This is a genomic window from Rhizobium sp. Pop5, assembly GCF_024721175.1.
Taxonomy (GTDB): domain Bacteria; phylum Pseudomonadota; class Alphaproteobacteria; order Rhizobiales; family Rhizobiaceae; genus Rhizobium.
The window spans coordinates 3,956,936-3,980,208 of record NZ_CP099399.1 but is presented as its reverse complement, the minus strand read 5'-3'; the positions used below and the strand labels follow the sequence as shown (position 1 = coordinate 3,980,208).

The window sequence follows — 23,273 nt, the reverse complement described above, 5'->3', positions numbered from 1 at the left end:
CCCGATACTTCATCACCTCCGGCCGTGCGTAGCGTTTTCTACGCGCGGTCGGCCGGATAGGGCGTGCGGACCAGCAGCACCAGGCCGCCGGCGAGGAACAGGATCAGCGTCGCCATTCCGAGCCGCGGCGATCCGCTCAGATAAGTTACCAGCGAGAAGAGCAGCGTCGCCATGAAACTCGTGGCGCGGCCCGAAAGCGCGTAGATGCCGAAATAGCGGCCGGCCTCCTCCAGGCTGACGCTGCGGGCGAGATAGGATCGCGACGAAGCCTGCACCGGCCCGAAAGCGAGCCCGATCAGCAGGCCGTAGAGGATATAGGCTTTTTCCGCCGCGGTGCCGAAGAGACCGCCGGAATCCGCTGTCGGCAGTGGCATCAGGCCGAAGAGGGTATAACCCGGTCCTGTCGAAATGATGCCGAGGGTGGCGAGAAGCAGCATGGTGAGGCTGATGACGACGGTCGTCTTCGAGCCCACAGCCTTGTCGATGCGGCCGGCCAGCAGGCAGCCGAGGATCGCGACGATATTCAGGATGATGCCATAGATGCCGATTTCGATCGTCGCCCAGCCGAACATGCCGGCGGCGAAAACGCCGCCGAGGATCAGCAGGCCGTTGACGCCGTCCTGGTAGATCATCCGGGCGATGAGGAATCTTAAGATCCCGCGGCGCTCCTTGAGTTCGCCGAGCGTGTTTCTCAGTTCCCGCAGGCCGAAGCGCACGGCACTGATGAAGGGAAGACCCCGGCGAACATCCGGTGTAAAGAAGAACATCGGAAGGATGAAGATCAGGTACCAGACAGCCGAGATCGGCCCGGTGATGCGCGCATCCTCGCCGGTCTTGGGATCAAGGCCGAAAAGCGGATCGAGACCGAGGATGGTCTTGCCGCTCTCGGGGTTTGCCGCCAAGAGCGTCACGACGGCGATGAGCACGATCATGCCGCCGAGATAGCCGAGCCCCCACGCCGTATTGGATAGCCTGCCGATCTCCTCCTTGGGGACAAGGCGCGGCATCATCGAATCGTTGAAGACGATCGAAAACTCGGCCGAGATCGAGGCGAGGATCATGAAGATCGCGGGATAAATGACCGGAGAACCGGGGGCTGCGAACCACAAGCAGAAAAGGCTCGCGATCTTGATGATGGCGAAAAAGCCGATCCAGGGTTTTCGGGAGCCGGACTGGTCGGCGATCGAGCCGAGAACGGGCGAGAGCAAGGCGATAATCACCGAAGAGATCGTCGCCATGTTGCTCCACGTCGTCTGGGCGGAAACCGGGTCAGCGGTCAGGCGCGAGACGAAGTAGGGCCCGAAGATGAAGGTCGTGACCACCGTGAAAAAAGGCTGGGCCGCCCAGTCGAAGAACATCCACCCCCAGATGCCCTTCTCCGTGGCTTTCGGGGGCTGTGTTCCTGTCCAGTCGATACGATTCAACATCCGCTCCTTTTTTCGCGGACTGTCTCACCTCGCCCGGTCGCGCGCAAGATCGGTCAGTATACCTGCGGCAACGGTGATCCGGGCAAGGTTGGGATCGCCGCCGTCGCTGAGGCTCGAAAGTTCCTCGACGATGCGGTTGATCCGGATGCGATCCTGCGCATGCCAGGCCTGGACGGGAAGCTTCTCCTTGCCGTGATCGGAAAGGGCGGAGATGACGATATCGCGTCTCGCGCTGGCGATCTGGTCGATGCTGCGGGCAAGCGCCAGGTTTTCGTAGTGATCGGAAGTGAGGATCCGCCCGCCGGCAGCCAGCAGCCTGGCAATACGGAAGGTCTGCGAAACCGCGAAGTAGTTTTCGGCGGCGCGCACCAATGGCTCACCGGTGCGCTCTGCGATCTGCATGATCTCGGGCACCAGCGCGAAGCTCGGGAGATTGGCGATCTCGGCGGCGAGTTTTTCCGGCACGCCGGCCTGGCTCAATTCCGCCTGTCGCGCGGCGGCGTCGCCGGCCGATTGTTCGGCGAAAGCGGGCTTGAGTTTCTTTAGCGCCGCCTGCAGCCGGCTAATCACTTCCGCCATATCGGCCTTGCCCATGCCGGTCTTCAGAAGCAGGCGCGTCAGTACGATGAAGCTATGGCTGATCTCCTCGTAGATGCGGTTCTGCATCTCACCGGAAACCTTGCCGTCGAGGCCATCCGTTTCGCTCCAAAGTCGGGTCAGGTCGAAACCGTCGCGGGCGACGATCGCGGCGCGCACCACTTCCGGCGCAGACGCCGCCGTCGCATCCATCATGGTGACGATGAAACTCGGTCCGCCGCGGTTGATAGCTTCGTTGGCAAGCACGGTCGCGATGATTTCCCGCCTCAGCCTATGGCTGGCGATATCGCCGCCATTCGACTTCTGCATCTTCACAGGGAAATAGTTCGAAAGCGTTGCGATGAAATAGGGATCGTCAGGAAGGTCGCTTGCGGCCAGAGCATCGAAGAGCACGATCTTGGCATAGGACAGTAGCACGCCGATTTCCGGCCGGGTCAGTGGCTTGCCGGCGGCATAGCGCTCGGAAAGCGTTGAGTCGTCAGGCAGGGTCTCGACCTTGCGGTTCAACTGTTTGGCGCCTTCGAGAACGGTCATGAAGCGCGCTAGCTCCAGGCCGTTTGCCGTACCCTTGCGCGATGTCAGCGAGATCGCCAGCGACTGCAGGTAGTTGTTGCGCAGCACGAGGACCGCCACTTCGTCGGTCATCGACGAAAGAAGCTGGTCACGTTTTGCGCGCGTCAGGCGCCCGTCATGCATGGCGGCCGCCAGCGCGATCTTGATGTTGACTTCGACGTCCGAGGTGTTGACGCCGGCCGAATTGTCGATGGCGTCGGAGTTGCAGCGTCCGCCGTTGAGGCCGTAGGCGATGCGGCCCTTCTGGGTGACGCCAAGGTTTGCGCCTTCGCCGATCACCTTGGCGCGGACCTCCGTCGCGGTAACACGGATCGGGTCGTTGGCGCGGTCGCCGACTTCGGCATCGGTTTCCGAGGGAGCCTTCACATAGGTGCCGATGCCGCCGAACCACAGCAGATCGACCGGGCTCTTCAGGATCGCCGTCATGATCTCGAAGGGCGTGGCGACCGCCTTGTCGATGCCGATCGCGGCAACCGCTTCGGGTGTCAGCGTGACCGATTTCGCCGAGCGGGAAATGATCATCGCCCCTTTCGAAAGCACGCCCTTGTCGAAATCCTGCCAGCTCGAACGCGGCAGGTTGAAGAGACGCTGCCGCTCGGCAAGCGTCTTTTCCATGTCCGGATCGGGATCGATGACGATGTCACGGTGATCGAAGGCAGCAATGAGCCGGATCTTGGGAGAAAGCAGCATGCCGTTGCCGAAGACGTCGCCCGACATGTCGCCGACGCCGGCGACGGTGAAGGGCGTCGTCTGAATGTCGATGTCCATTTCGCGGAAATGGCGTTTCACCGTTTCCCAGGCGCCGCGGGCGGTGATGCCCATCTTCTTGTGGTCGTAACCGGCAGAGCCGCCGGAGGCGAAAGCATCGTCCAGCCAGAAGCCGGCTTCCTGGGCGAGCGCATTGGCGGTGTCGGAGAACGTTGCCGTGCCCTTATCGGCGGCGACTACAAAATAAGGGTCGTCGCCATCAAGCCTCACCGTATCCTTCGGCGGCACGATATCGGCGCCCGCGATGTTGTCGGTGATCGACAGCAGCGTGCGGATATAGGTCTTGTAAGCTTCGCGGCCGGCATTGAAGATTTCGTCGCGACTGCCGCCGACCGGGAGCTTCTTCGGATAGAAGCCGCCCTTGGCGCCGACCGGCACGATGACGGCATTCTTCACCTGCTGCGCCTTGACGAGGCCGAGCACCTCGGTGCGGTAATCCTCGGCACGATCAGACCAGCGCAGGCCGCCGCGCGCCACTTTGCCGAAACGCAGATGCACGCCTTCGACTTCGACGCCGTAGACGAACATCTCGCGGAAGGGCTTAGGGTCTGGCAGCCCGTCGACGAGATGTGGATCGAGCTTGAAGGCAAGCATCGGCCTCGGCGAACCGTCGGCGTTCTTCTGGAAATAATTGGTGCGCAGCGTCGCGTCGACGATATTGACGTAACGGCGCAGGATACGGTCGTCGTCAAGGCTCGGCACGTCGGCGAGCTGGGCCTCGATCGCCTGGTGCAGCTCGGCAAGTTTCTTCACGCGGGCCTTTTCCGAAAGCTTGATGTCGAGCGTGTCGTGGAAGAGGCGGAAGATGGCGGCGGCGATCCTCGGATATTTGTCGAGGGTCGTTGCGATATAATCCTGCGAATAGGCGATACCGGCCTGGCGGAGATAACGCGCATAGGCGCGCAGCACATTGGCTTCGCGCGCCGAGAGCCCGGCCGAGAGGATCAGCCGGTTGAAACTGTCATTGTCGATCGTGCCGGCAAAGGCGGCGACGAAAGCTTCCTCGAGGGCGGCGCCGTAGCGATGCAGGTCGATTTCACTGCCGTTGCGGGTCTCGAGTTCCATGTCGTGCAGCACGACGAGTTTCGTTTCTCCACCGGCAGCCGGCACTCCGATGTCGAAGGTGCGTTCGCTGACGACGTTGAAACCGAGGTTTTCCAGAAGCGGGACACGGCGCGACAGCGCCAGCTGGCCGCCGCCATGGAAGATTTTCAGCGACAGGACGCGGCCTTGTTCCTCTTTGCGATGATAGAACTGGATGCGAAGGGGCTCGCCGGCCGCACAAGCGCCGATATCGGCGAGGTCGGCCACGGTTTCTTCGGGGGTGAAGGAGTCCTGGAAGGCCTGATCGACCGCCAGTTTCGGGGCCTTGGGTCCGGCCAATGCTTCGAAGCGGTCGTCCCAGCGTGCGGTAATTTCACGGATCGTCTGTTCCAGCTTCGCCTGCGGAATGCGCGGCGTCTTGCCGCCGGAGCGGCCGATGATGAAATGCACGCGCGCCACGCCGCCTTCCGGGAAAGCCGGGTAATAGGCGGAGACACGGCCGTCATAAACGGTCTTCAGATAGGTGCCGATGCGTTCGCGCACGATCGAGTCATATTCCTCGCGCGGCACGTAGACGATCACCGAGACGAAGCGGTCGAAATGGTCGATGCGCGGGAGCGCGCGCACGCGCGGCCGATCGGCGAGATCGTTGATCTGTTCGGCAAAGCTTGCAAGCAAAGTCGTGTCGATCTGGAAGAGGTCGTCGCGCGGGTAGGATTCCAGCGTGTTGTCGAGCATGCGGCCGGAATGGCTCATCGGGTCGAAGCCGAAATGTTCCTTCACCTTTTCGATCTTGGAACGCAGCAGCGGGATTTCGGAGGCGAGCGAAGTATAGGCCGTCGACGTGAAAAGCCCGACAATGCGCAGCTCGCCGGTGACGTTGCCCTGAGCATCGAAGCGCTTGACGCCGACATAATCCATATAGGCGCGGCGATGGACGATCGATTTCACATTCGCCTTGGTGACGATGAGGAAATCGGGGCCATCGAGGAAGGCGAGGATCTCGGGCGTCGTGGTCACGGCGTCCTTGCCGGTGCGCAGGACGAGAACATCGGGGTTGGAGAGGATGCCGAGGCCGGCGCCCTTGTCGCGCTCGACCTTGGCGTCGGCGCCCTTGCCGGAATAGACATATTCGCGCATGCCAAGGAAGGTGAAGTTCTCGTCGCGCAGCCAGCTCAGAAACGCGATCGCCTCGGCATGCTCGGCCTTCCTGCGGCCGGCGCCGTTCGCCGCAAGCTCGGCGATCACGCCGTCGAGCTTGGCGAGCATCGGCTTCCAGTCCGAGACCGAAAGGCGCACCTGCTCGAGCACGGTCTGGATGCGTTTGACGAGATCGGCGGCCTGGCTGGAATTGAGCGGCGCGATATGAAGCTGGATATGGCTGACGCGTGTGGCCGGATCGCTCTGATGATCGGCGGAATAGAGCGCGGCTTCCTTGCCCTTTTCCATCACCAGAATGGGATGGACGGCCATGAAGAGATCGCGGTGGGTGCTCGTCACCTCGCCCATGACCGATTCATAGAGGAAAGGCATGTTCTGGTCGGTGACCGAAAGCACCGCAACGGCGGTGCCGTCAGGCGTCACCTCGGCAATGGTGTCGATGCTGACGCGTGGCGTCTTGCCGTTCCAAGCGGCGAGTTCCTTGGCCGAATGCACGGCGGAAAGCGCCAGCATCTCGGGCGTATAGAGTTCGAGATCGTCATTGCTGGCCCGGCCGAAGAGAATTTCCGGATCGAGATGCGCCTCGCCCGTCGCCTTGGCGATCTTCTGCGCGCTTTCGATCTGTTTTTCTCGTTTCGGATTGTTTCTCGCAGCCATAGATCGCCTCCCGCAATGGACTGATTTTCTGCAAGCTAGCAGAAGATTCCTCGAAAAAATCTCTAAAATAGAGGTCTGAAGGACCGTTTTGATGCTTTTTTGACGCTAGAAATGGGAAATTGTTAGAGATTTTTCCGCTTTCGTGGCCAAAACGAACAGAAACGGCCATTTTCGGGTATTTCGTTTCGCCAGACATTTCCATGCTCACGTGAAGAATGGTTGACAGTGCGGCGTCAAAAAGATCATCAAACGCGAACATCATTCGGACCTTGATATCATGTCGGAAAATGCAGCGGGCGCAGTCATCGTCATCTCGAGCCACGTGGTGCGCGGCTCAGTCGGCAACCGGGCGGCCGTCTTTGCGCTGGAGACGCTCGGTCATCCGGTCTGGGCGCTTCCAACAGTCGTGCTGCCCTGGCATCCCGGTCACGGCCGCTCGACGCGGTTGACATTCGCGGAAGCCGATTTCGACGCGGCGGTCGACGATCTTATCCGCGCGCCCTGGATCGGCGAAGTCAAGGCGGTGCTTTCCGGTTATTTCGGCAATGCCGCCCAGGCGCGCTCCGTCGCCCGGCTGGTCGGGGCGCTGAGACAAGACAATCCCGAATTGCTCTATGTCTGTGACCCCGTCATGGGCGATCTCGGAGGCCTCTACGTGCCGGAAGCAACGGCAGAGGCCATTCGCGACCATCTCATCCCGCTCGCCTCGCTCGCAACGCCGAACCGTTACGAACTCGCCTGGCTTTCGGGGGCGGCCCTCGAAGACAATAGCGCGATCATGGAGGCGGCGCTAGCACTCGGGCCGTCGCGCATGCTCGTCACGTCGGCCGTGCCGATGATGGCTGGTGGTACCGGCAATCTCTATCTCTCCGGCCGTCACGCACTTCTTGCCGAGCACCGCGTCGTCGAGAACCCGCCGAACGGTCTCGGCGATCTGCTTGCCGCGGTCTTCTTGTCGCGCCTGCTTTCCGGCCTCGAGGACGAAAAGGCGCTGCAACTTGCCACCGCCAGCGTCTTTGAAGTGCTTGCCCGCGCCGTCAAACGCGGCAGCAACGAGCTGATGCTGGCAAGCGACGCGTCCAGCCTTTCGACGCCGATGGCCATGGTGCAGATGCGCCGGCTCGTGCATCCGGCGCAGCGGCGGAAAAAATGACGCATTTGTCGATGCATGCATTTTGCAGTGCAGCAGTTGATCTTATCGTCCGTGCGCGCTAATCCAGAAGGCATGCAGCGTTTTCCAACACTTCTTCTGGACGGCTATCGCAACTTCATGAACGGGCGTTATGCCGACGCCCGCGACAGGTATCGGCAGCTTGCCGAAAACGGCCAGAGCCCGAGCACCCTGGTCATTGCCTGTTCGGACTCGCGTGCGGCGCCGGAGCTGATCTTTGATGCCGGCCCGGGCGAACTCTTCGTCATCCGCAACGTCGCCAACATGGTGCCGCCCTACGAGCCGGACGGTCATTTCCATTCGACATCGGCCGCACTTGAATTTGCCGTTCAGGCGCTGAAAGTCTCCGATATCGTCGTGATGGGTCATGGCCGCTGCGGCGGCATCCGTGCAGCGCTCGACCCGAATGCCGAGCCCCTGTCTCCCGGCGATTTCATCGGCCGCTGGATGTCGCTGGTCAAGCCCGCCGCTGAGCAGATCCAGAGCAACGATGTGATGACGGCCGCCGAGCGGCAGACGGCGCTGGAGCGTGTCTCCATCCGCAATTCCATCAACAATCTCAGGACCTTCCCCGATATCAAGGCGCTCGAAGAAGCAGGAAAAATGCATCTTCACGGCGCCTGGTTCGATATTTCGACGGGCGAGCTCTGGGTCATGGACGCCGAGACGCGCGATTTCATTCGTCCCGAAATTTAGGGACTTGCCGCTTTATCAGTTTTTTAACAATTGATGCTAAGGTTGCGGTCTATTGGTCGCGCATGACCGACGTTTTGATCACCGTGGCGATTGGCGATGAAGTTCGAAACCATCAAAAGGGTCATCCTGGCCGCCATCATGCTGCCTTTCGTCTTCATGCTGATTGAAGGCGTCGTCGTCATCCGCTCTTCGCTCAGACAATACAGGGATCTCGAAAAGGACCGGCAGTTCGCCGACGTGCTCGCCCGCGGCGGGTCCATCGCCGCCACGGAGATCCTCAGTGAAATTGGCGCCACCCGCCTCTACCTCGCACGTCCCAATAGCAGCACTGCCGCCGACATGCAGAGAAGCCGGGTGATGCTCGATCGCGAGCGCAGCGCCTTCTATGCCAGCCTGCCCCCCCGCGATACGCTCGAGGAGGGGCTCGCGGGCGAATTATCGATTCTCAGCCTTGCCTATAGCCGCATCGTCGCCGCACGTAGCGCCGTCGACCAGGGCCTTTACGCCGGTAGCGATCCCGGCTCTATCTATTGGTATGCGGCCCTCAAGCAGCTTGCCGTTGTCGATGCGCTTTCACCACGGATCAGCGATCCGGTGCTGCTCGAAAAATCCAACCAGCTGATGGGTATCCTGCTGACCTATTACGGCGAAAGGCTGATTACCGGCGTCGGCACCCGCTACCTTGATCATGGCGTCTCTGCCAGATTTCCGGTGGAGTTGTTCATACAGGGCAAAGTCATGCTCGGTGAGGGCATGGATCACATGGTCTTCCATTCAACGGCGCCGATCGTGCGCGATATCGTTGCCTATCTCGGCCGCAGCGACCAGGTGAAGGCGAATGCGATCACCGATGCCATCCTTGCCGGATCGCGGCCGACGCGTGAAGTGCGCGACGTCTGGGCCACTGCGCAGAGCGAACGCATGGCCTTTCTGCAGCAGAAGATGGTCGAAGCCGCAAAAGATATTCACGAGACCGGCGAAAGCCTTTCGACGCGCTCGCACATTCACCTGACGCTGATCCTGTCGCTGTGCGCCGGCCTGCTCATTCTCGCCACATTGGTGATGCTGCTGGCGGCAAGGGGCCTGCGCTTGATCGACCGGTTGACGCGGGACCGCGAGATGTTGGTAGGCGAATTGCGCAACGCCGCTCAAATCGATCTTCTAACAGGCCTTTACAACAGGCGCGGCTTCGAGGTCGCGGCATCTGCGCTCCTCACACAGGCCGAGCATGGCTCGCGCTGGATTTCCGTGGTGCTTTTCGACCTTGATCATTTCAAGAAGGTCAACGACGCCTACGGTCATGATGCCGGCGATGCCGTGCTACGGCATGTCGCGGGCGTCGCGCGCGAGAATTTCCGCTTCTTCGATCTGCTGGTGCGCCATGGCGGCGAGGAGTTCCTGGCGCTTCTGCCGGATTCGACGCCTGACGATGCCGCAATCGTTGCCGAGTGCGTGCGGCTGGCGATCGAGGCTGCGGAAATTCCCTTGCCGAGCGGCGAACTTCTCAAGGTCACGGCGAGCTTCGGATGCGCCGGTCGGGCAAATGACGCCTTCAACCGGAATTTCGAGGACCTGGTTAAGCGCGCCGATCTGGCGCTCTACGCCGCCAAAGCCTCTGGCCGCAATTGCGTCGTGTCGGGACCGACCGTGCCGGTGGCGCCACAGGAAGAACGACGCAAGACGGCGTCCGGCGGTGGTTTCGATTCTCGCATATGAAAAACGCCGCATATCGCAGCGGCGTTTTGAGGTGTCACTATCGATAAAGGCTTATCTGCCGTCGATCTGCTGGCCGATATAGGCGATCGCCTGTTGGTAGACGCTTGCGGCGTTCCAGCCCTGAATAGCAACGAAATTCGGTTCTCCCGGCTGATAGCCGGCGCCGGCGCGCCAGCCATGGCCCTTGAGGAAATTTGCGGTCGAGGCGAGCGCATCGGCGCGGGAACCGACCATATCGACGCGGCCATCGCCATCGCCATCGGCGCCGAAGCGTACGACGTTGCGCGGCAGGAACTGCGTCTGGCCGATTTCACCATGGGCAGCGCCCCTGGCCTGCGGGCTGAGATAACCCTCGGAAACGAGCTGGAGTGCCGCATAGAGCTGGTCGGTGAAATATTCCGAACGGCGGCAGTCATAGGCAAGGGTTGATACAGCCGACATCGTATGTTGGTTGCCCATGTAGCTGCCGAAACCGGTCTCCATGCCCCAAATTGCGATCAGCGGGCCGGCCGGAACGCCGAAACGGCGCTCGATCGAGGCGAAGAGCGCCTGGTTGGCGGCTTTCATCGAACGGCCGCGGGAAATGACGGCTGCACCGCCGCGCTTCTGCATGAAAGCGTCGAAGGAAAGCTTGAAGCTTTTCTGACCGCGGTCGGCGGCGATCGTCGGCTTGTTATAGCTGACATTGGCGAAGGCTCGGCTAAGGACCGATTGGCTGACGCCGTTGGCCGCTGCCGTCTGCTTGAAATCGGCAACCCAGGCGTCAAAGCCGGCGCTGGTATTGCCGCATTGCGCGCCCTGCGCGAACGCCGGTACCGCATGGAGGACGCCCATTGCCGCGGCGGCCGCCAGAATCAATTTTGTCATGCGCATTGAGAAACCCCGCTCTCGATCTGCATAGCTTTTTGGCCGGGCAAGAGAATGCCAGCCACTCGCGATTTTGTCACGATCACCTTTTAGCAAGCACTTATACGGCTGCATCTGGCCGAAAAGCCCCGCTCGTCGAGCAGGGCTTAGCATCTTATGGTTTACAAATGGTATCAGGCTGCCTGCTTGCGCGGCTTGACGAGGCCGCGATTGACGAGCAGCTCGGCGATCTGGATGGCATTCAGCGCCGCGCCCTTGCGCAGGTTGTCGGAGACCACCCACATGTTGAGGCCGTTTTCAACAGTCGCGTCCTCGCGGATGCGCGAGATATAGGTCGCGTCCTCGCCGGCGGATTCATACGGCGTGATATAGCCGCCGTTCTCGCGCTTGTCGATGACGAGGCAGCCGGGTGCGTCGCGCAGGATGTCGCGGGCCTGGTCGGCGGTGATCTCGTTTTCGAACTCGATGTTGACCGATTCCGAATGGCCGATGAAGACAGGAACGCGCACCGCCGTGCAGGTTACCTTGATCTTCGGGTCGAGCATCTTCTTCGTCTCGGCCAGCACCTTCCACTCTTCCTTCGTGTAGCCGTCCTCCATGAAGGAGTCGATGTGCGGGATGACGTTGAAGGCGATGCGCTTGGTGAACTTTTTGTTCTCGATCGGATCGGCAACGAAGACGGCGCGCGTCTGGTTGAACAGCTCATCCATGCCGTCCTTGCCGGCGCCGGAGACCGACTGGTAAGTCGATACGACGACGCGCTTGATCTTGGCGAAGTCGTGCAGCGGCTTCAGCGCGACCACCAGCTGGGCGGTCGAGCAATTCGGGTTGGCGATGATGTTACGCTTGGTAAACTGCGTGATGGCGTCGGGGTTCACTTCCGGCACGATCAGCGGTACATCGGCGTCGTAGCGCCAGGCCGAGGAATTGTCGATGACGACGCAGCCCTGCTGACCGATCTTCGGCGAGAACTTCTTGGAGACCTCGCCGCCAGCCGACATCAGGCAGATATCGGTATCGGAGAAATCGTAATTTTCCAGATTGGAGACCTTCAGCGTCCGGTCACCGTAGGAAACTTCGGTGCCCTGCGAACGCGCGGAGGCGAGCGCCACGACCTCATCGGCGGGGAAGCCTCGTTCGGAGAGGATGTTGAGCATCTCCCGGCCGACATTTCCGGTGGCTCCCGCAACTGCTACTTTGAAACCCATTTCTCAAGCTCTCTTTCTCTTCTCTCCTCTGTCCGGTGAGGGGGAAAGGCGCGAATAATCGCGTCTTCCTGTCCCCAGCCGAGCCGGGGAGAGAGCGGCAGGCCAGAGACGTCAGACGGTTTTCGTCGTCGTTTTGGCCTTGGTTTTGGAAGAAACCGGAACGGCAATATCCACCCCAGCAACCCGTGCCCGGTCATTGCATTCGGCAATGGCGTGTTCGTCGCGAACCATGGAGATTCCTTTTCCGCTGTTGCTCTTAGAAGGTTTTCCACAGGAGTCAAGGTTTTTGCTTGGAGTGTTCGCGGTCGGGAGGAGCGGCCTAGGTCCTGCGACCTTTTGTCATCCCGCTGTCATCCCCGGCAGGTATCCCGGCCCGATTGGCAATTGTCTGCAACGAAAACGGGGGTTTTCCATGCGTACGCTTCTCGCCGCCTTTGCGGCCACCACCATCCTCGCGGGCGCCGCTGAGGCGACGACGGTCTATCCGCTTGACCGCGCCACGATTCTCGTCGGCTCGCCGTTCGACTTCAAGGTCGAGCTCAACAAGCAGGTCAAGCCTGAAGACGTGAAGATCACGGTCAACGGCCAGGATTACAAGACCGTTCTCGGGGGCGAGGCGCAGTTCGTCGAGTTGGAAAAGGGTAAGGAAGACAAGGCTCTCGGCTCCGCTCTCCTGCTGCGCGGCCTGAAGATTTCTGCTCCCGGCGCCTACAAGGTCGAGGTCGCCGCCGGCGACGAGACGAAGTCCGTCACCTGGAACGTTTACGAGACCGCCGGCCAGCCGAAGGCCAAGAACATCATCTTCCTGCTCGGCGACGGCCTTTCCGTCGCGCACCGCACCGCCGCCCGCATCATGTCCAAGGGCATGACCGAGGGTAAGGCCAACGGCCGCCTGAACATGGACGACCTCGACCATATGGCCTTCATCGGCACGTCGGCGACGAACGCGGTTTCCACGGACTCGGCCAATACGATGTCGGCCTACATGACGGGTCACAAGACCGCCGTCAACGCGCTCGGCGTCTATGCGGACCGCACGCCGGCCTCGCTCGACGATCCGCGTGTCGAAACCTTCGCGGAAGCTCTTCGCCGCACGACCAAGAAGTCGATCGGCATCGTTGCGACGGCTGAGGTCGAAGACGCCACGCCGGCTGCAGTCGTTTCCCATACCCGCAACCGCAGCGACAAGGCCGAGGTCGTCGGCATGCTGCTCGACGTCAAGCCGGAAGTCCTGCTCGGCGGTGGCTCGGCCTATTTCCTCGGCAAAGAGGTCGCCGGTTCCAAGCGCAAGGACAACCAGGATTACATCAAGCTGTTCCAGGATGCCGGTTACAAGCTCGCTACCGACAGGAACGAACTTGCAGCCAACGCATCGGCTGAAGGCAAACTCCTCGGTCTCTTCCACACCGGCAACATGGACGTTACGCTCGATCGCGAATTCCTGAAGAAGGGCACCGTCGACAAGTTCCCGAACCAGCCGGGCCTCGTCGAAATGACTAAGGTTGCGCTCGACCGCCTCTCGAAGAATCCGGAAGGTTTCTTCCTGATGGTCGAAGGCTCCTCGATCGACAAGATGTCCCATCCGCTCGATTGGGATCGCGCCGTCTTCGAAACCATCGAATTCGACCAGGCGATCGGCGTTGCCCGCGAATTTCAGAAGGCCCATCCCGATACGCTGATCGTCGTCACCGGCGACCACACCCATGGCGTATCGATCATCGGCACTGTCGATGACGAGAAGCCCGGCACTGAGATGCGCGAAAAGGTCGGGACCTACGCCGAAGCCGGCTTCCCGAACTACAAGGATGAAAACGGCGATGGCTACCCCGACAAGGTCGACGTCAGCCGCCGTCTGTTCCTGAGCGCTAACAACGGCCCTGACCACTACGAGACCTTCCGTCCGAAGCTCGACGGTCCGTTCGTTCCGGCTGTCCAGAACGAAAAGAAGGAATATGTCGCCAACGAGCAGTACAAGGATGTTCCCGGCGCGGTCTTCGTCCAGGGCAACCTTCCCAAGGGCAGCGAAAGCGGCGTCCATGCGGTCGACGACGTCGTATTGCAGTCGGCCGGTCCGGGTTCGGAAGAATTCCATGGCTACATGGAACAGAGCGACGTCTATCGCGTGCTTGCCGACACCTTTGCGCTCGGCGTCAAGCAGACGAACTGACCTGAAGTCGATCCTGCAGGACCGCTTGCCGGTCCTGCCCCTTTCATCGATCCTGATCCCGGCCGATTACAGCGCCGCGCGTCTTTCAGACGCGCAAAAGCACGATGCTAGAGGCCAGGATTTGCTTCCTGGAGGTCGCCATGGACATATTCTCTTCGCTGCATCTCAGCCGCCGTCGGCTGATCGGCGCTGCCGTCGCGCTTCCCTTCACCGCTTCCTTCGTTCGTGCCGCCGATCCGTCACTGAGTTTCAATGAACTCTACGGCAAGTTCGGCGTGCTCGGCCTCGAATTCTCCGACAAGGTGAAGCGCCTTGCCGGCCAGGAAATTAGCATGAAAGGCTTCATGGCGCCGCCGCTGAAGGCCGAGGCGCAGTTCTTCGTGCTCACCGAAGTGCCGATGTCGCTCTGCCCCTTCTGCTCCTCGGATGCCGACTGGCCTGACAATATCGTCGTTGTCTATCTCTCGGAAAAGCAGACCTTCGTGCAGCCGCGCCAGACGATCGAAGTGCGCGGCACGCTGGAATACGGCTCCTGGACGGATCCGGAAACCGGCTTCGTCAGCCTGCTGCGCATTCGCCAGGCCGAATATTCGGCCGTCTGAACCAATATGCTCGCTCTCGATATCGAAAATCTTGCCGTCAACTTCCCGGGTCTGTCCTCGCCGGCGCTGGCGATCGGCCGCCTGTCGATCGATGCCGGCAGCAGGGTCGCCATCACCGGCGCGTCCGGCTCCGGCAAGAGCACCTTCGTCAATGCCATCACCGGGCTGGAGCGGACGCGGCAGGGCCGCATCCGCTGGAACGGCGAGGATATAGCGGGTTTTTCCGAAAGCCGCCGCGACCGGTTCCGCGCCGCCAATATCGGCCTCGTCATGCAGGAATTCCATCTTTTTCCCGGCCTGTCGGCGCTGGAAAACGTGCTTCTGCCCGCCCGCCTTGCAGGTGCCGCCACGGTTGATATCATCGAGCGGGCGCATGCGCTGCTCAGCACCGTCGGCCTTTCCCGTTCCGGCCAGAAGATCGAGACCATGTCGCGAGGCGAGATGCAGCGCGTGGCGATCGCCCGGGCGCTGCTGCGCAAGCCCGGCGTCATCATCGCCGACGAGCCGACCGCCAGCCTCGATGCCGAAAGCGGCGAGGCCGTCGGTGATCTCATCCTCGATCTTGCCATTGCCGAAGGCAGTACGCTGATCGTCGTGTCGCATGATCAGCGTCTCGCCGGCCGCCTCGACCGGCAGATCACCTTTGGCGCCGGCCGGATCAGCGAAGACACTGCCGCCGGGGAGGCCGCATGATCCGCTTCATCCTCGCCGATCTTCGCCGCCTCTGGGCGGGTTCGCTTGTCGTCGTGCTGCTGGTGGCGCTCGCGACCGCGCTCGGCGTTTCCGTCGTGCTGCAGGAGCGGGCGCTTCGCCTCGGCAGCGCGCGCGCCGCCGACAAGTTCGATCTGGTCATCGGCGCCGGCGGCAGCGAGACGCAGCTGGTGCTCTCCTCCGTCTTCCTGCAGCCTTCGCCCTTGCCGTTGATGCCGGGCGAAGTCCTGGCCAGGCTTGCGGCTGATCCCCGCGTCGACTGGGCGGCCCCGATTGGCTTAGGCGATTCCTTCTCCGGCTATCCAATCGTCGGCACGACGGCGACGTTGGCGGGTAAATTGTCCGGCGATTTTGCCGAGGGCCAGGTTTTCGCGCGCGAGGGAGAGGCGGTGATCGGCTCGGCGGTCAAGCTTTCGCTCGGCGGCGAGATCAAGCCGATGCACGGTTCGGTAGAAGAAGGGGGCGAGACCCATACCGAACTCGTCTATCATATCGCCGGCCGCCTGCGGCCGACCGGCACCGCCTGGGACCGGGCCATTCTCGTTCCAATCCAGGCCGTCTGGCATATTCATGGCCTGGGCGCGGGAGAGCATGCGGAAGGCGCGGAGGAGGCCGGGCACGATCACGCGCAGCCCGTCACCCAACACGATACGCATGAGCATCGCGGCGAAATCGACCCGGATGCGACGCTGAACGAGAATTGGACGGCGGATGCTCCCGGCCTTCCCGCCATCCTCGTCAAGCCGAAGACGATCGCCGACGCTTATAAGCTGCGGCAGGACTATCGCAGCGGCAATACCGTCGCCGTCTTTCCCGGCGAGGTGCTGACCAATCTCTACGCCACGCTCGGCGACGCCAAGCAGATTCTCGTCGCGGTCGCTTCCGGCGCGCAGGCGCTCGTCGCAGCTTCGCTGGTGCTGGTCACGGTTATTCATGTCGGCCAGCGCCGCCGCCAGATCGGCGCGCTGAGAGCCTTCGGCGCTCCGCGCGGCGCGATCTTCGGTATCGTGTGGCTGGAATTTTTTGCCCTCGTGGCGGTGGGGATCGGGCTTGGATTCGCACTCGGGTTTGTCGCGGCCCTGACCTTGTCGGGCGTGTTCTCTCAGACGAGCGGCATCGCCATGCCGGTGGGCTTCGCCCGCGAAGATGGCGGGCTTGCAGGGGTGTTGCTCGCCTTTGCCGCACTGCTCGCCGCGTTGCCGGCGGTGCTCGCCTACCGGCAATCGCCGGCGCAGGCGCTGAGGGCGTAGCCGCAGAGGCGCACGTCTTGGATATCCAAGACGCGCCTGTCGTTAGACTAAAGTCATAATCCCAAAGCATCTCTCTTTGCGGCCTATGTTTTCTGGCACACTCTCGTCAGGCGTGTTGCGGCCAGGGATTGCTTTGAGGAGGGCAGGTCGCGCGCGTTGCTCATCACTCTGTGGAGGACAGACAATGGCAAATGTCGCAAGCATCGACGGCGCGAAGGCCGGTCCGATGACGGGCGAGGAGAAGAAGGTCATCTTCGCATCTTCGCTTGGCACCGTTTTCGAATGGTACGATTTCTATCTTTACGGTTCGCTCGCTACCTATATCGGCGCGACCTACTTCACCCAATATCCTGAGGCAACGCGCAACATCTTCACGCTGCTCGCCTTTGCCGCCGGTTTCCTGGTGCGCCCCTTCGGCGCTCTGGTGTTCGGCCGTCTCGGCGATCTCGTCGGCCGCAAATATACCTTCCTGATAACGATCCTGATCATGGGTATGTCGACCTTCCTCGTCGGTATCCTGCCGGGAGCGGCCACCATCGGCATCGCGGCGCCGATCATCCTGATCGGCTTGCGCCTGCTCCAGGGCCTGGCGCTCGGCGGTGAATATGGCGGCGCGGCGACCTATGTCGCCGAGCATGCGCCGAATGGGCGCCGCGGCTATTTCACCTCGTGGATTCAGACGACGGCGACGCTCGGCCTGTTCCTGTCGCTGATCGTCATCATCGTGGTTCAGTCTCTGATGGGCCCGGTTCAATTCGCCGCCTGGGGCTGGCGCATTCCGTTCCTGGTCTCGGTCGTCCTGCTGGGCATTTCGGTCTGGATTCGTCTGAAGATGAACGAATCGCCGGCGTTCCAGCGCATGAAGGCGGAAGGCAAGGGCTCCAAGGCGCCGCTGACCGAAGCTTTCGGCCAGTGGAAGAACGCCAAAATCGCGCTCATCGCGCTTCTCGGCGCCACCATGGGCCAGGCAGTCGTCTGGTACGGTGGCCAGTTCTATGCACTGTTCTTCCTGCAGAACGTGCTGAAGGTCGATCTGTTTTCGGCCAATGTCATGGTTGCCATCGCGCTCTTCCTCGGCACGCCGTTCTTCGTCATCTTCGGTGGCCTCTCCGACAAGATCGGCCGCAAGCCGATCATCATGGCGGGCCTTCTCATCGCGGCGGTAACCTATAATCCGCTGTTCAAGGCGATGACCTGGACGGCCAATCCGGCGCTTGCCGAAGCGCAGGCCTCGATCCGCGCAACGGTCACGGCCGATCCGGCGGATTGCAAATTCCAGTTCAACCCGACTGGCACGTCGAAGTTCACCAGCTCCTGCGACGTAGCGACGGCATTCCTGACGAAGAACTCGGTGCCTTATGACGTCGTCCCCGGTCCTGCCGGACAGCCGGCAACGGTGAAGGTCGGCAACGGGACGATCACCAGCTTCGACGCCGTTGCAGCCGGCGACAAGGCGAAGGGCATGACTGCCGCCTTCGAAAAGGGCGTCAACATCGCCCTCCACGACGCCGGCTATCCGCTGAAGCGCGGTGTCGCCAAGGTACCGGATACCAAGCTCGATGCCTTCATCGCAGCCAATCCGGAACTGGCGCTCAATGCCGAGGCCGTGCGCGCCGGCGAGAAGGAAACCATGCCGGCGGCCAAGTTGGTCGAAGGCAAGCTGCTGACGGCGGATGAGGCCAATGGCGTCAGCGACATGGCGGTCTATAACATCGCCAATGGCGGCAGCTTTGCCATGGTCGCCGATCCCGCCCGTGTCAACTGGGTCGGCACGATCGCCGTCCTGTTCGTCCTCGTCATCTATGTGACGATGGTCTACGGCCCGATCGCAGCGCTTCTGGTCGAGCTCTTCCCGACCCGCATCCGCTATACCGGCATGTCGCTGCCCTATCACATCGGCAACGGCTGGTTCGGCGGCCTGCTGCCGGCGACGGCCTTCGCGATGAGCGCTGCTGCGGGTGATATCTACTACGGTCTCTGGTATCCGATCGTCTTTGCGGCGATCACGCTGGTGATCGGCCTGATCTTCCTGCCGGAAACGAAGAACAGGGATATCCACGCGATGGATTAATTGCGCGGTCGAACGTGAGAAACTCGCGAAAAAGGCCCGGCGCTCAATAGAGCGCCGTGCGTCCTTTCGGACACACAAAGGACGTTCTACATTTTGAATCTACGCATCGGCCCGAAAATCGATTCCGATTTTCGGGCCGATGCGCTAGGCGCCGGGCTTTTCCATGTCCGGAAACAGGCGTTTGGCAAGCGGCCAGCCATCCTGCGCCAGTTTGAACAGCAGGCCGCAACGGGCAAAGACGACTGCCGTCTGCAGCGAGAACCAGGCGCCCAGGGCAAGGCCGGCGATGACGTCGCTCGGATAATGGGCGCCGACCATGACGCGCGTCATGGCTAGCCAGATGGCGCAAACGATAAAGGCAACGCGGTAGCGTGGGAACAGCAGGGCAAAGGCGGCGAAGAAGGCGCCGACGGTGGTGGAATGTCCTGATGGAAAGCTTTCGAAAGCGGCATGACCTGAAAAGGGCGTGAAGGAAAAGATGCCGTAGTCGTGGAAATGCTCGGGGCGCGCCCTGCCGATCGCCCGTTTCAGCAGATTGGCGAGAAGGCCGGAGAAGACGATCGTAGTGAAGAGATAGGCGCCGATCCAGCTGACATAGAGCGCCTGCGCCTTGGAGCGGGCTGTCTTCAAAAGCTTGTAGCCCGCCCTGCCCTGAAAGAAGAGCAGGATGCTGGTGTAGATCAGCCAGGCGGAATCGCCGAAATTGGTCAGTATCTCGCCGAGTTGCTTCACAGGCGCGGGAACTTCGCTGGCGCCGACCGGCGCGTCGAAGAGCAGCATGGAAAGGAGCACGGCATTGAGCGTGACGAAGAGGCAGGCCTGCCAGCGCAAAGGCGGCATGCCGACACCGCTCCGGCGCCAGCGCCTGTCCAGGGAAGCCCAAAATGCCCGCATCCTGCCGTCCGTTCGAATTTGCCGGGTTAAAATTCGGCGCAAAAATACACGAGATTGTGGCCGAGAATAGTCCGTTTCGGAGAATTCGACCGACCGCGTTCAGGCTTCTCGGCCTTTGACGAAAAAGCCCTCCGCATGCGCGATGCGAAGGGCCGGATGCTGTTTCACGTGAAATATATCAGGCGGACAGCGCCTTGAACTCGGCGAGGATCGCATCGCCCATTTCGACGGTGCCGACCTGCTTGCAGCCGTTGGCCATAATGTCGCCGGTGCGGATGCCCTTGTCGAGCACATTGGCGATCGCCTTTTCCAGGTCGTCGGCTTCCTTCACCAGGTTGAAGGAGTAACGCAGGCACATGGCGAAGGAGGCGATCATGGCGATCGGATTGGCGACGCCCTTGCCGGCAATGTCGGGAGCCGAGCCGTGCACCGGCTCATAGAGCGCCTTGCGCTTGCCGGTCTTGCCGTCAGGCGCGCCGAGCGAGGCAGACGGCAGCATGCCGAGCGAACCGGTCAGCATGGCGGCGACGTCCGAAAGCATGTCGCCAAAAAGATTATCGGTGACGATGACGTCGAACTGCTTGGGCTGGCGCACAAGCTGCATGCCGCCGGCATCGGCGAGCATATGTTCGAGCTGGACGTCGGAATATTTCGCCTTGTGCGTCTCGGTCACGACCTGGTTCCAGAGCACGCCCGACTTCATGACATTGCGCTTTTCCATTGAGCAGACGCGGTTCTGCCGCGTGCGGGCCATTTCGAAGGCGACGCCGGCGATACGCTCGATCTCGTAGGTATCGTAGACCTGCGTGTCGATGCCGCGCTTCTGGCCGTTGCCGAGGTCGATGATCTCCTTCGGCTCGCCGAAATAGACACCGCCGGTCAACTCGCGGATGATCAGGATATCAAGGCCTTCGACCAGTTCCGGCTTCAGCGAGGAGGCCGAAGCAAGGGCCGGATAGCAGATGGCCGGGCGCAGGTTGGCGAAAAGCTGCAGATCCTTGCGCAGGCGAAGCAGGCCGGCTTCCGGGCGTACTTCGTAAGGCACGCTATCCCATTTCGGGCCGCCGACGGCGCCGAAAAGAACGGCATCGGCGGCAAGCGCCTTCTGCATATCGGCTTCGGAGATCGCCGCGCCATGGGCATCATAGGCAGAGCCGCCAACAAGGCCCTCGTCGGTGACGAAACCGGCATTCATCGCCTCATTCATATAGGCGATGATGTTGCGGACCTCGCCCATGGCCTCGGGACCGATGCCGTCACCCGGCAGCAGGAAAAGATTGCGCGCTGTCATGAAACCCTCCTGGATAAACAAGTTGCGGTTTCTTAGACCCCGGAAATGGGCATTTCAAGCGAGAGAAGAGCTGAATCGGTACGCTTCGCTTTCCCTTGCGATGGTTGCTCCCGTGCCCGCAAACGGATTAGAACGGTTGTCTCACGTTTATTTCCTGGATGTTCCCATGACTTCAGCACCCCTTCATCTCGACACGCCCCTGGTTCGGACATCGCCTGGTTATAGCGCCAGCGGCAAGCCGCTCTGGTTGAAGCTCGATGCGCTGCAGCCTTCCGGCAGCTTCAAGCTGCGCGGCGTCGGCCGGCTTTGCCAGCACGAGGTGGAAAATGGTGCGCGCGAGATCTTCTGCGCCTCCGGCGGCAATGCCGGCATCGCCGCGGCTTATGCCGGCCGCGCGCTCGGAGTGCCGGTCACGATCGTCGTGCCAGAGACCACGGCAGCCGATGTCCGGCAGACGATTGCCGCAACCGGCGCGAATGTCCTGGTCCATGGATCGGCTTTCGATGAAGCCAACGCTCATGCGGTTGAACTCGCGGAGATCCGCAAGGCGACCTATGTTCATCCCTTCGATCATCCGCTTCTGTGGGATGGTCATGCCACGCTGATCGACGAGGTGATAGCGAAGGGCGCAAAATTCGATTGCGTCATCACCAGCGTCGGCGGCGGAGGGTTGCTTGCCGGCATTGTCGAGGGGCTGAAACGGAACGGGCTTTCAGATGTGCCCGTCATCGCCGTCGAAACCGAAGGGGCGGCTTCATTCCATGCCAGCCTCAAGGCCAATGAGCGCATCTCGCTTCCGGCGATCACCTCGATCGCGACGTCGCTCGGCGCACGGCGGGTGGCGCAGCATGTCTTTGACCTGCCGAAACAGCATCCGATCGAAAGCGTTGTCGTCAGCGACGCCGATGCCGTCGCCGCCTGCCTGAAATTTGCCGATGCCCATCGCATTCTGGTCGAGCCGGCCTGCGGCGCGGCTCTTGCCGTTGCCGATGTACATGCCGGGCTTCTTCAGCGCTTCGACAATCCGCTGATCGAAGTCTGCGGCGGCATCGGCGTGTCGCTCGAAAAGCTGAGGCTTTGGAAAGAGAAATTTCTCTGACCAGAAACGGCCTTTAAAGAAAAAGCCGGGCGAAGCCCGGCTTGGTCGATAATCCGTTGGATGGGCTCAGGCAGCCCAGGGGTGCGAAGCGGCGTTCTTCTTTTCGAACTCGTCGATCGCTTTGCCCTTTTCCATCGTCAGGCCGATATCGTCGAGGCCGTTCAGCAGGCAGTGGCGCTTGAACTCGTCGAGGTCGAACTTGATCGAGCCGCCATCGGGACCAGTGATCTCAAGGCTCTCAAGATCGACGGTCAGGATGGCGTTGGAGCCACGCTCAGCGTCGTCCATCAGCTTGTCGAGATCTTCCTGGCTGACCTTGATCGGCAGGATGCCGTTCTTGAAGCAGTTGTTGTAGAAAATGTCGGCGAAGCTGGTGGAAATCACGCAGCGGATGCCGAAATCGAGCAGTGCCCACGGAGCATGCTCGCGCGAGGAGCCGCAGCCGAAATTGTCGCCGGCGACCAGGATCTTGGCATCGCGATAGGCCGGCTTGTTCAGCACGAAATCGGGGTTTTCGGAGCCGTCTTCGTTGTAGCGGGCTTCGGCGAAAAGACCCTTGCCGAGACCGGTGCGCTTGATGGTCTTCAGATAGTCCTTCGGAATGATCATGTCGGTGTCGATATTGACGACCGGCAAGGGCGCTGCAACGCCCGTGAGCTTCACGAATTTATCCATGACCCATGCTCCATTTCAGCAAACGTACTTTCTGGAATTTGCATCTAGTCCAGTTTTTCGTCGAAATGAAGGAGAATCTTTCTAAAATAGTGGCCACGCGACGTTTCGCGCGGCCTGCCGTTGTACACGCCCGTTACTTGGTCGGTGCGTTGAGACCCCAAAGGACGCCGAAGGGATCGCGAAGCTGGCCATAGCGGTCGCCCCAGAACATCAGTTCGACCGGCATGACGACTTCGGCACCGGCAGCGACCGCCCGGTCCCACCAGAAATCGATGTCGTCGATAACAAGCTGGATGGCGAAGCCTTCATGGCCTTTGAAGGGATGGCCGTATTCGGGATAGGCATCCGACAGCATGAGGGAGCTGCCGTTGATATAGAGATGCACATGCATCGTCCGGCCGCTCTCGTCGACCGGCACCCTGTAGGCTTCTTCGGCGCCGAAAGCCTTCTGGTAGAATTCCGCGGCCTTCACCGCGCCGCCGACCGTCAGATAAGGCAGCAGGCCATTCTTGACCGGCGGCATTTTGACCGGATTGTTTTCCGTCGTCGTATCCATGCTCGTCCTCCATCGTTTTTGAGCGCCGGCTGAATGCCTGGCTGCTTCAAAGGACGTATCATGGAAGCATGA

General features: G+C 61.3%; 17 protein-coding genes and 1 pseudogene. 9 read left to right on the top strand and 9 right to left on the bottom strand.

What is annotated here, in order from left to right; all coding sequences use genetic code 11:
- Positions 1 to 38: 38 nt before the first annotated feature.
- Entirely contained in the window at positions 39 to 1,427 is a 1,389-nt protein-coding gene (locus tag NE852_RS21665; RefSeq protein WP_258156078.1) for an MFS transporter, read from the bottom strand.
- 24 nt (positions 1,428 to 1,451) lie between these two features.
- Positions 1,452 to 6,227, bottom strand: a complete 4,776-nt coding sequence (locus NE852_RS21660) for an NAD-glutamate dehydrogenase (RefSeq protein ID WP_258156077.1) — start codon at positions 6,225 to 6,227, stop codon at positions 1,452 to 1,454.
- A gap of 277 nt (positions 6,228 to 6,504) precedes the next feature.
- Here NE852_RS21660 and pdxY point away from each other — a divergent pair, with 277 nt between their 5' ends.
- From pdxY to NE852_RS21645, 3 genes are all read left to right on the top strand, one after another.
- Entirely contained in the window at positions 6,505 to 7,380 is an 876-nt protein-coding gene (pdxY, locus tag NE852_RS21655; RefSeq protein WP_008528650.1) for a pyridoxal kinase PdxY, read from the top strand.
- 72 nt (positions 7,381 to 7,452) lie between these two features.
- On the top strand, positions 7,453 to 8,094 hold the full coding sequence (locus NE852_RS21650; RefSeq protein WP_258156076.1) for a carbonic anhydrase: 642 nt from the start codon (positions 7,453 to 7,455) through the stop codon (positions 8,092 to 8,094).
- Positions 8,095 to 8,190: 96 nt separating this feature from the next.
- The gene (locus NE852_RS21645; RefSeq protein ID WP_008528645.1) at positions 8,191 to 9,810 is read left to right on the top strand and encodes a GGDEF domain-containing protein; all 1,620 of its coding nucleotides are present in this window, start codon (positions 8,191 to 8,193) and stop codon (positions 9,808 to 9,810) included.
- A 51-nt stretch (positions 9,811 to 9,861) separates the two neighbouring features.
- Here the strand turns inward: NE852_RS21645 and NE852_RS21640 are convergent, their stop codons facing one another.
- From NE852_RS21640 to NE852_RS32775, 3 genes and pseudogenes are all read right to left on the bottom strand, one after another.
- Positions 9,862 to 10,683 carry a lytic transglycosylase domain-containing protein gene (locus tag NE852_RS21640; RefSeq protein ID WP_008528644.1) on the bottom strand — a complete coding sequence of 274 codons (822 nt, stop codon included), beginning with the start codon at positions 10,681 to 10,683 and terminating at the stop codon, positions 9,862 to 9,864.
- A gap of 167 nt (positions 10,684 to 10,850) precedes the next feature.
- Positions 10,851 to 11,885 carry an aspartate-semialdehyde dehydrogenase gene (locus NE852_RS21635; protein WP_008528643.1) on the bottom strand — a complete coding sequence of 345 codons (1,035 nt, stop codon included), beginning with the start codon at positions 11,883 to 11,885 and terminating at the stop codon, positions 10,851 to 10,853.
- Positions 11,886 to 11,996: 111 nt separating this feature from the next.
- Positions 11,997 to 12,176 (bottom strand): annotated as a pseudogene (locus NE852_RS32775) (hypothetical protein); the annotation flags it as partial.
- Positions 12,177 to 12,297: 121 nt separating this feature from the next.
- On the opposite strand from NE852_RS32775, the gene NE852_RS21630 reads away from it, so the two are divergent.
- The 5 genes from NE852_RS21630 to NE852_RS21610 all read left to right on the top strand — a co-directional run bounded on the left by NE852_RS21630 (position 12,298) and on the right by NE852_RS21610 (position 18,686).
- Positions 12,298 to 14,052 carry an alkaline phosphatase gene (locus tag NE852_RS21630; RefSeq protein WP_258156075.1) on the top strand — a complete coding sequence of 585 codons (1,755 nt, stop codon included), beginning with the start codon at positions 12,298 to 12,300 and terminating at the stop codon, positions 14,050 to 14,052.
- A 140-nt stretch (positions 14,053 to 14,192) separates the two neighbouring features.
- On the top strand, positions 14,193 to 14,654 hold the full coding sequence (locus NE852_RS21625; RefSeq protein WP_008528638.1) for a hypothetical protein: 462 nt from the start codon (positions 14,193 to 14,195) through the stop codon (positions 14,652 to 14,654).
- 6 nt (positions 14,655 to 14,660) lie between these two features.
- Entirely contained in the window at positions 14,661 to 15,347 is a 687-nt protein-coding gene (locus NE852_RS21620) for an ABC transporter ATP-binding protein (protein WP_258156074.1), read from the top strand.
- Positions 15,344 to 16,615, top strand: coding sequence for an FtsX-like permease family protein (locus NE852_RS21615; RefSeq protein WP_008528637.1), 1,272 nt, complete (start codon positions 15,344 to 15,346; stop codon positions 16,613 to 16,615). Before NE852_RS21620 ends, NE852_RS21615 begins: the two co-directional genes overlap by 4 nt.
- A 184-nt stretch (positions 16,616 to 16,799) precedes the next feature.
- The gene (locus tag NE852_RS21610; RefSeq protein ID WP_258156073.1) at positions 16,800 to 18,686 is read left to right on the top strand and encodes an MFS transporter; all 1,887 of its coding nucleotides are present in this window, start codon (positions 16,800 to 16,802) and stop codon (positions 18,684 to 18,686) included.
- Between the two features lie 144 nt (positions 18,687 to 18,830).
- Here NE852_RS21610 and lpxE read toward each other — a convergent pair whose 3' ends face one another.
- Positions 18,831 to 19,580: a lipid A 1-phosphatase LpxE gene (lpxE, locus tag NE852_RS21605; RefSeq protein WP_258156072.1), complete on the bottom strand. Its 750-nt coding sequence runs from the start codon at positions 19,578 to 19,580 to the stop codon at positions 18,831 to 18,833.
- Positions 19,581 to 19,758: 178 nt separating this feature from the next.
- Positions 19,759 to 20,871, bottom strand: coding sequence for a 3-isopropylmalate dehydrogenase (gene leuB, locus NE852_RS21600; RefSeq protein WP_008528633.1), 1,113 nt, complete (start codon positions 20,869 to 20,871; stop codon positions 19,759 to 19,761).
- A 166-nt stretch (positions 20,872 to 21,037) separates the two neighbouring features.
- On the opposite strand from leuB, the gene NE852_RS21595 reads away from it, so the two are divergent.
- Positions 21,038 to 21,970 (top strand): pyridoxal-phosphate dependent enzyme, encoded by a 933-nt coding sequence (locus NE852_RS21595; protein WP_008528632.1) that lies wholly within the window; start codon positions 21,038 to 21,040, stop codon positions 21,968 to 21,970.
- 66 nt (positions 21,971 to 22,036) lie between these two features.
- On the opposite strand, the gene leuD is transcribed toward NE852_RS21595, so the two are convergent.
- Both leuD and NE852_RS21585 read right to left on the bottom strand, forming a co-directional pair.
- Positions 22,037 to 22,645, bottom strand: a complete 609-nt coding sequence (gene leuD / locus NE852_RS21590; protein WP_008528628.1) for a 3-isopropylmalate dehydratase small subunit — start codon at positions 22,643 to 22,645, stop codon at positions 22,037 to 22,039.
- 133 nt (positions 22,646 to 22,778) lie between these two features.
- On the bottom strand, positions 22,779 to 23,201 hold the full coding sequence (locus tag NE852_RS21585; protein ID WP_008528627.1) for a glyoxalase/bleomycin resistance/extradiol dioxygenase family protein: 423 nt from the start codon (positions 23,199 to 23,201) through the stop codon (positions 22,779 to 22,781).
- Positions 23,202 to 23,273: the final 72 nt, after the last annotated feature.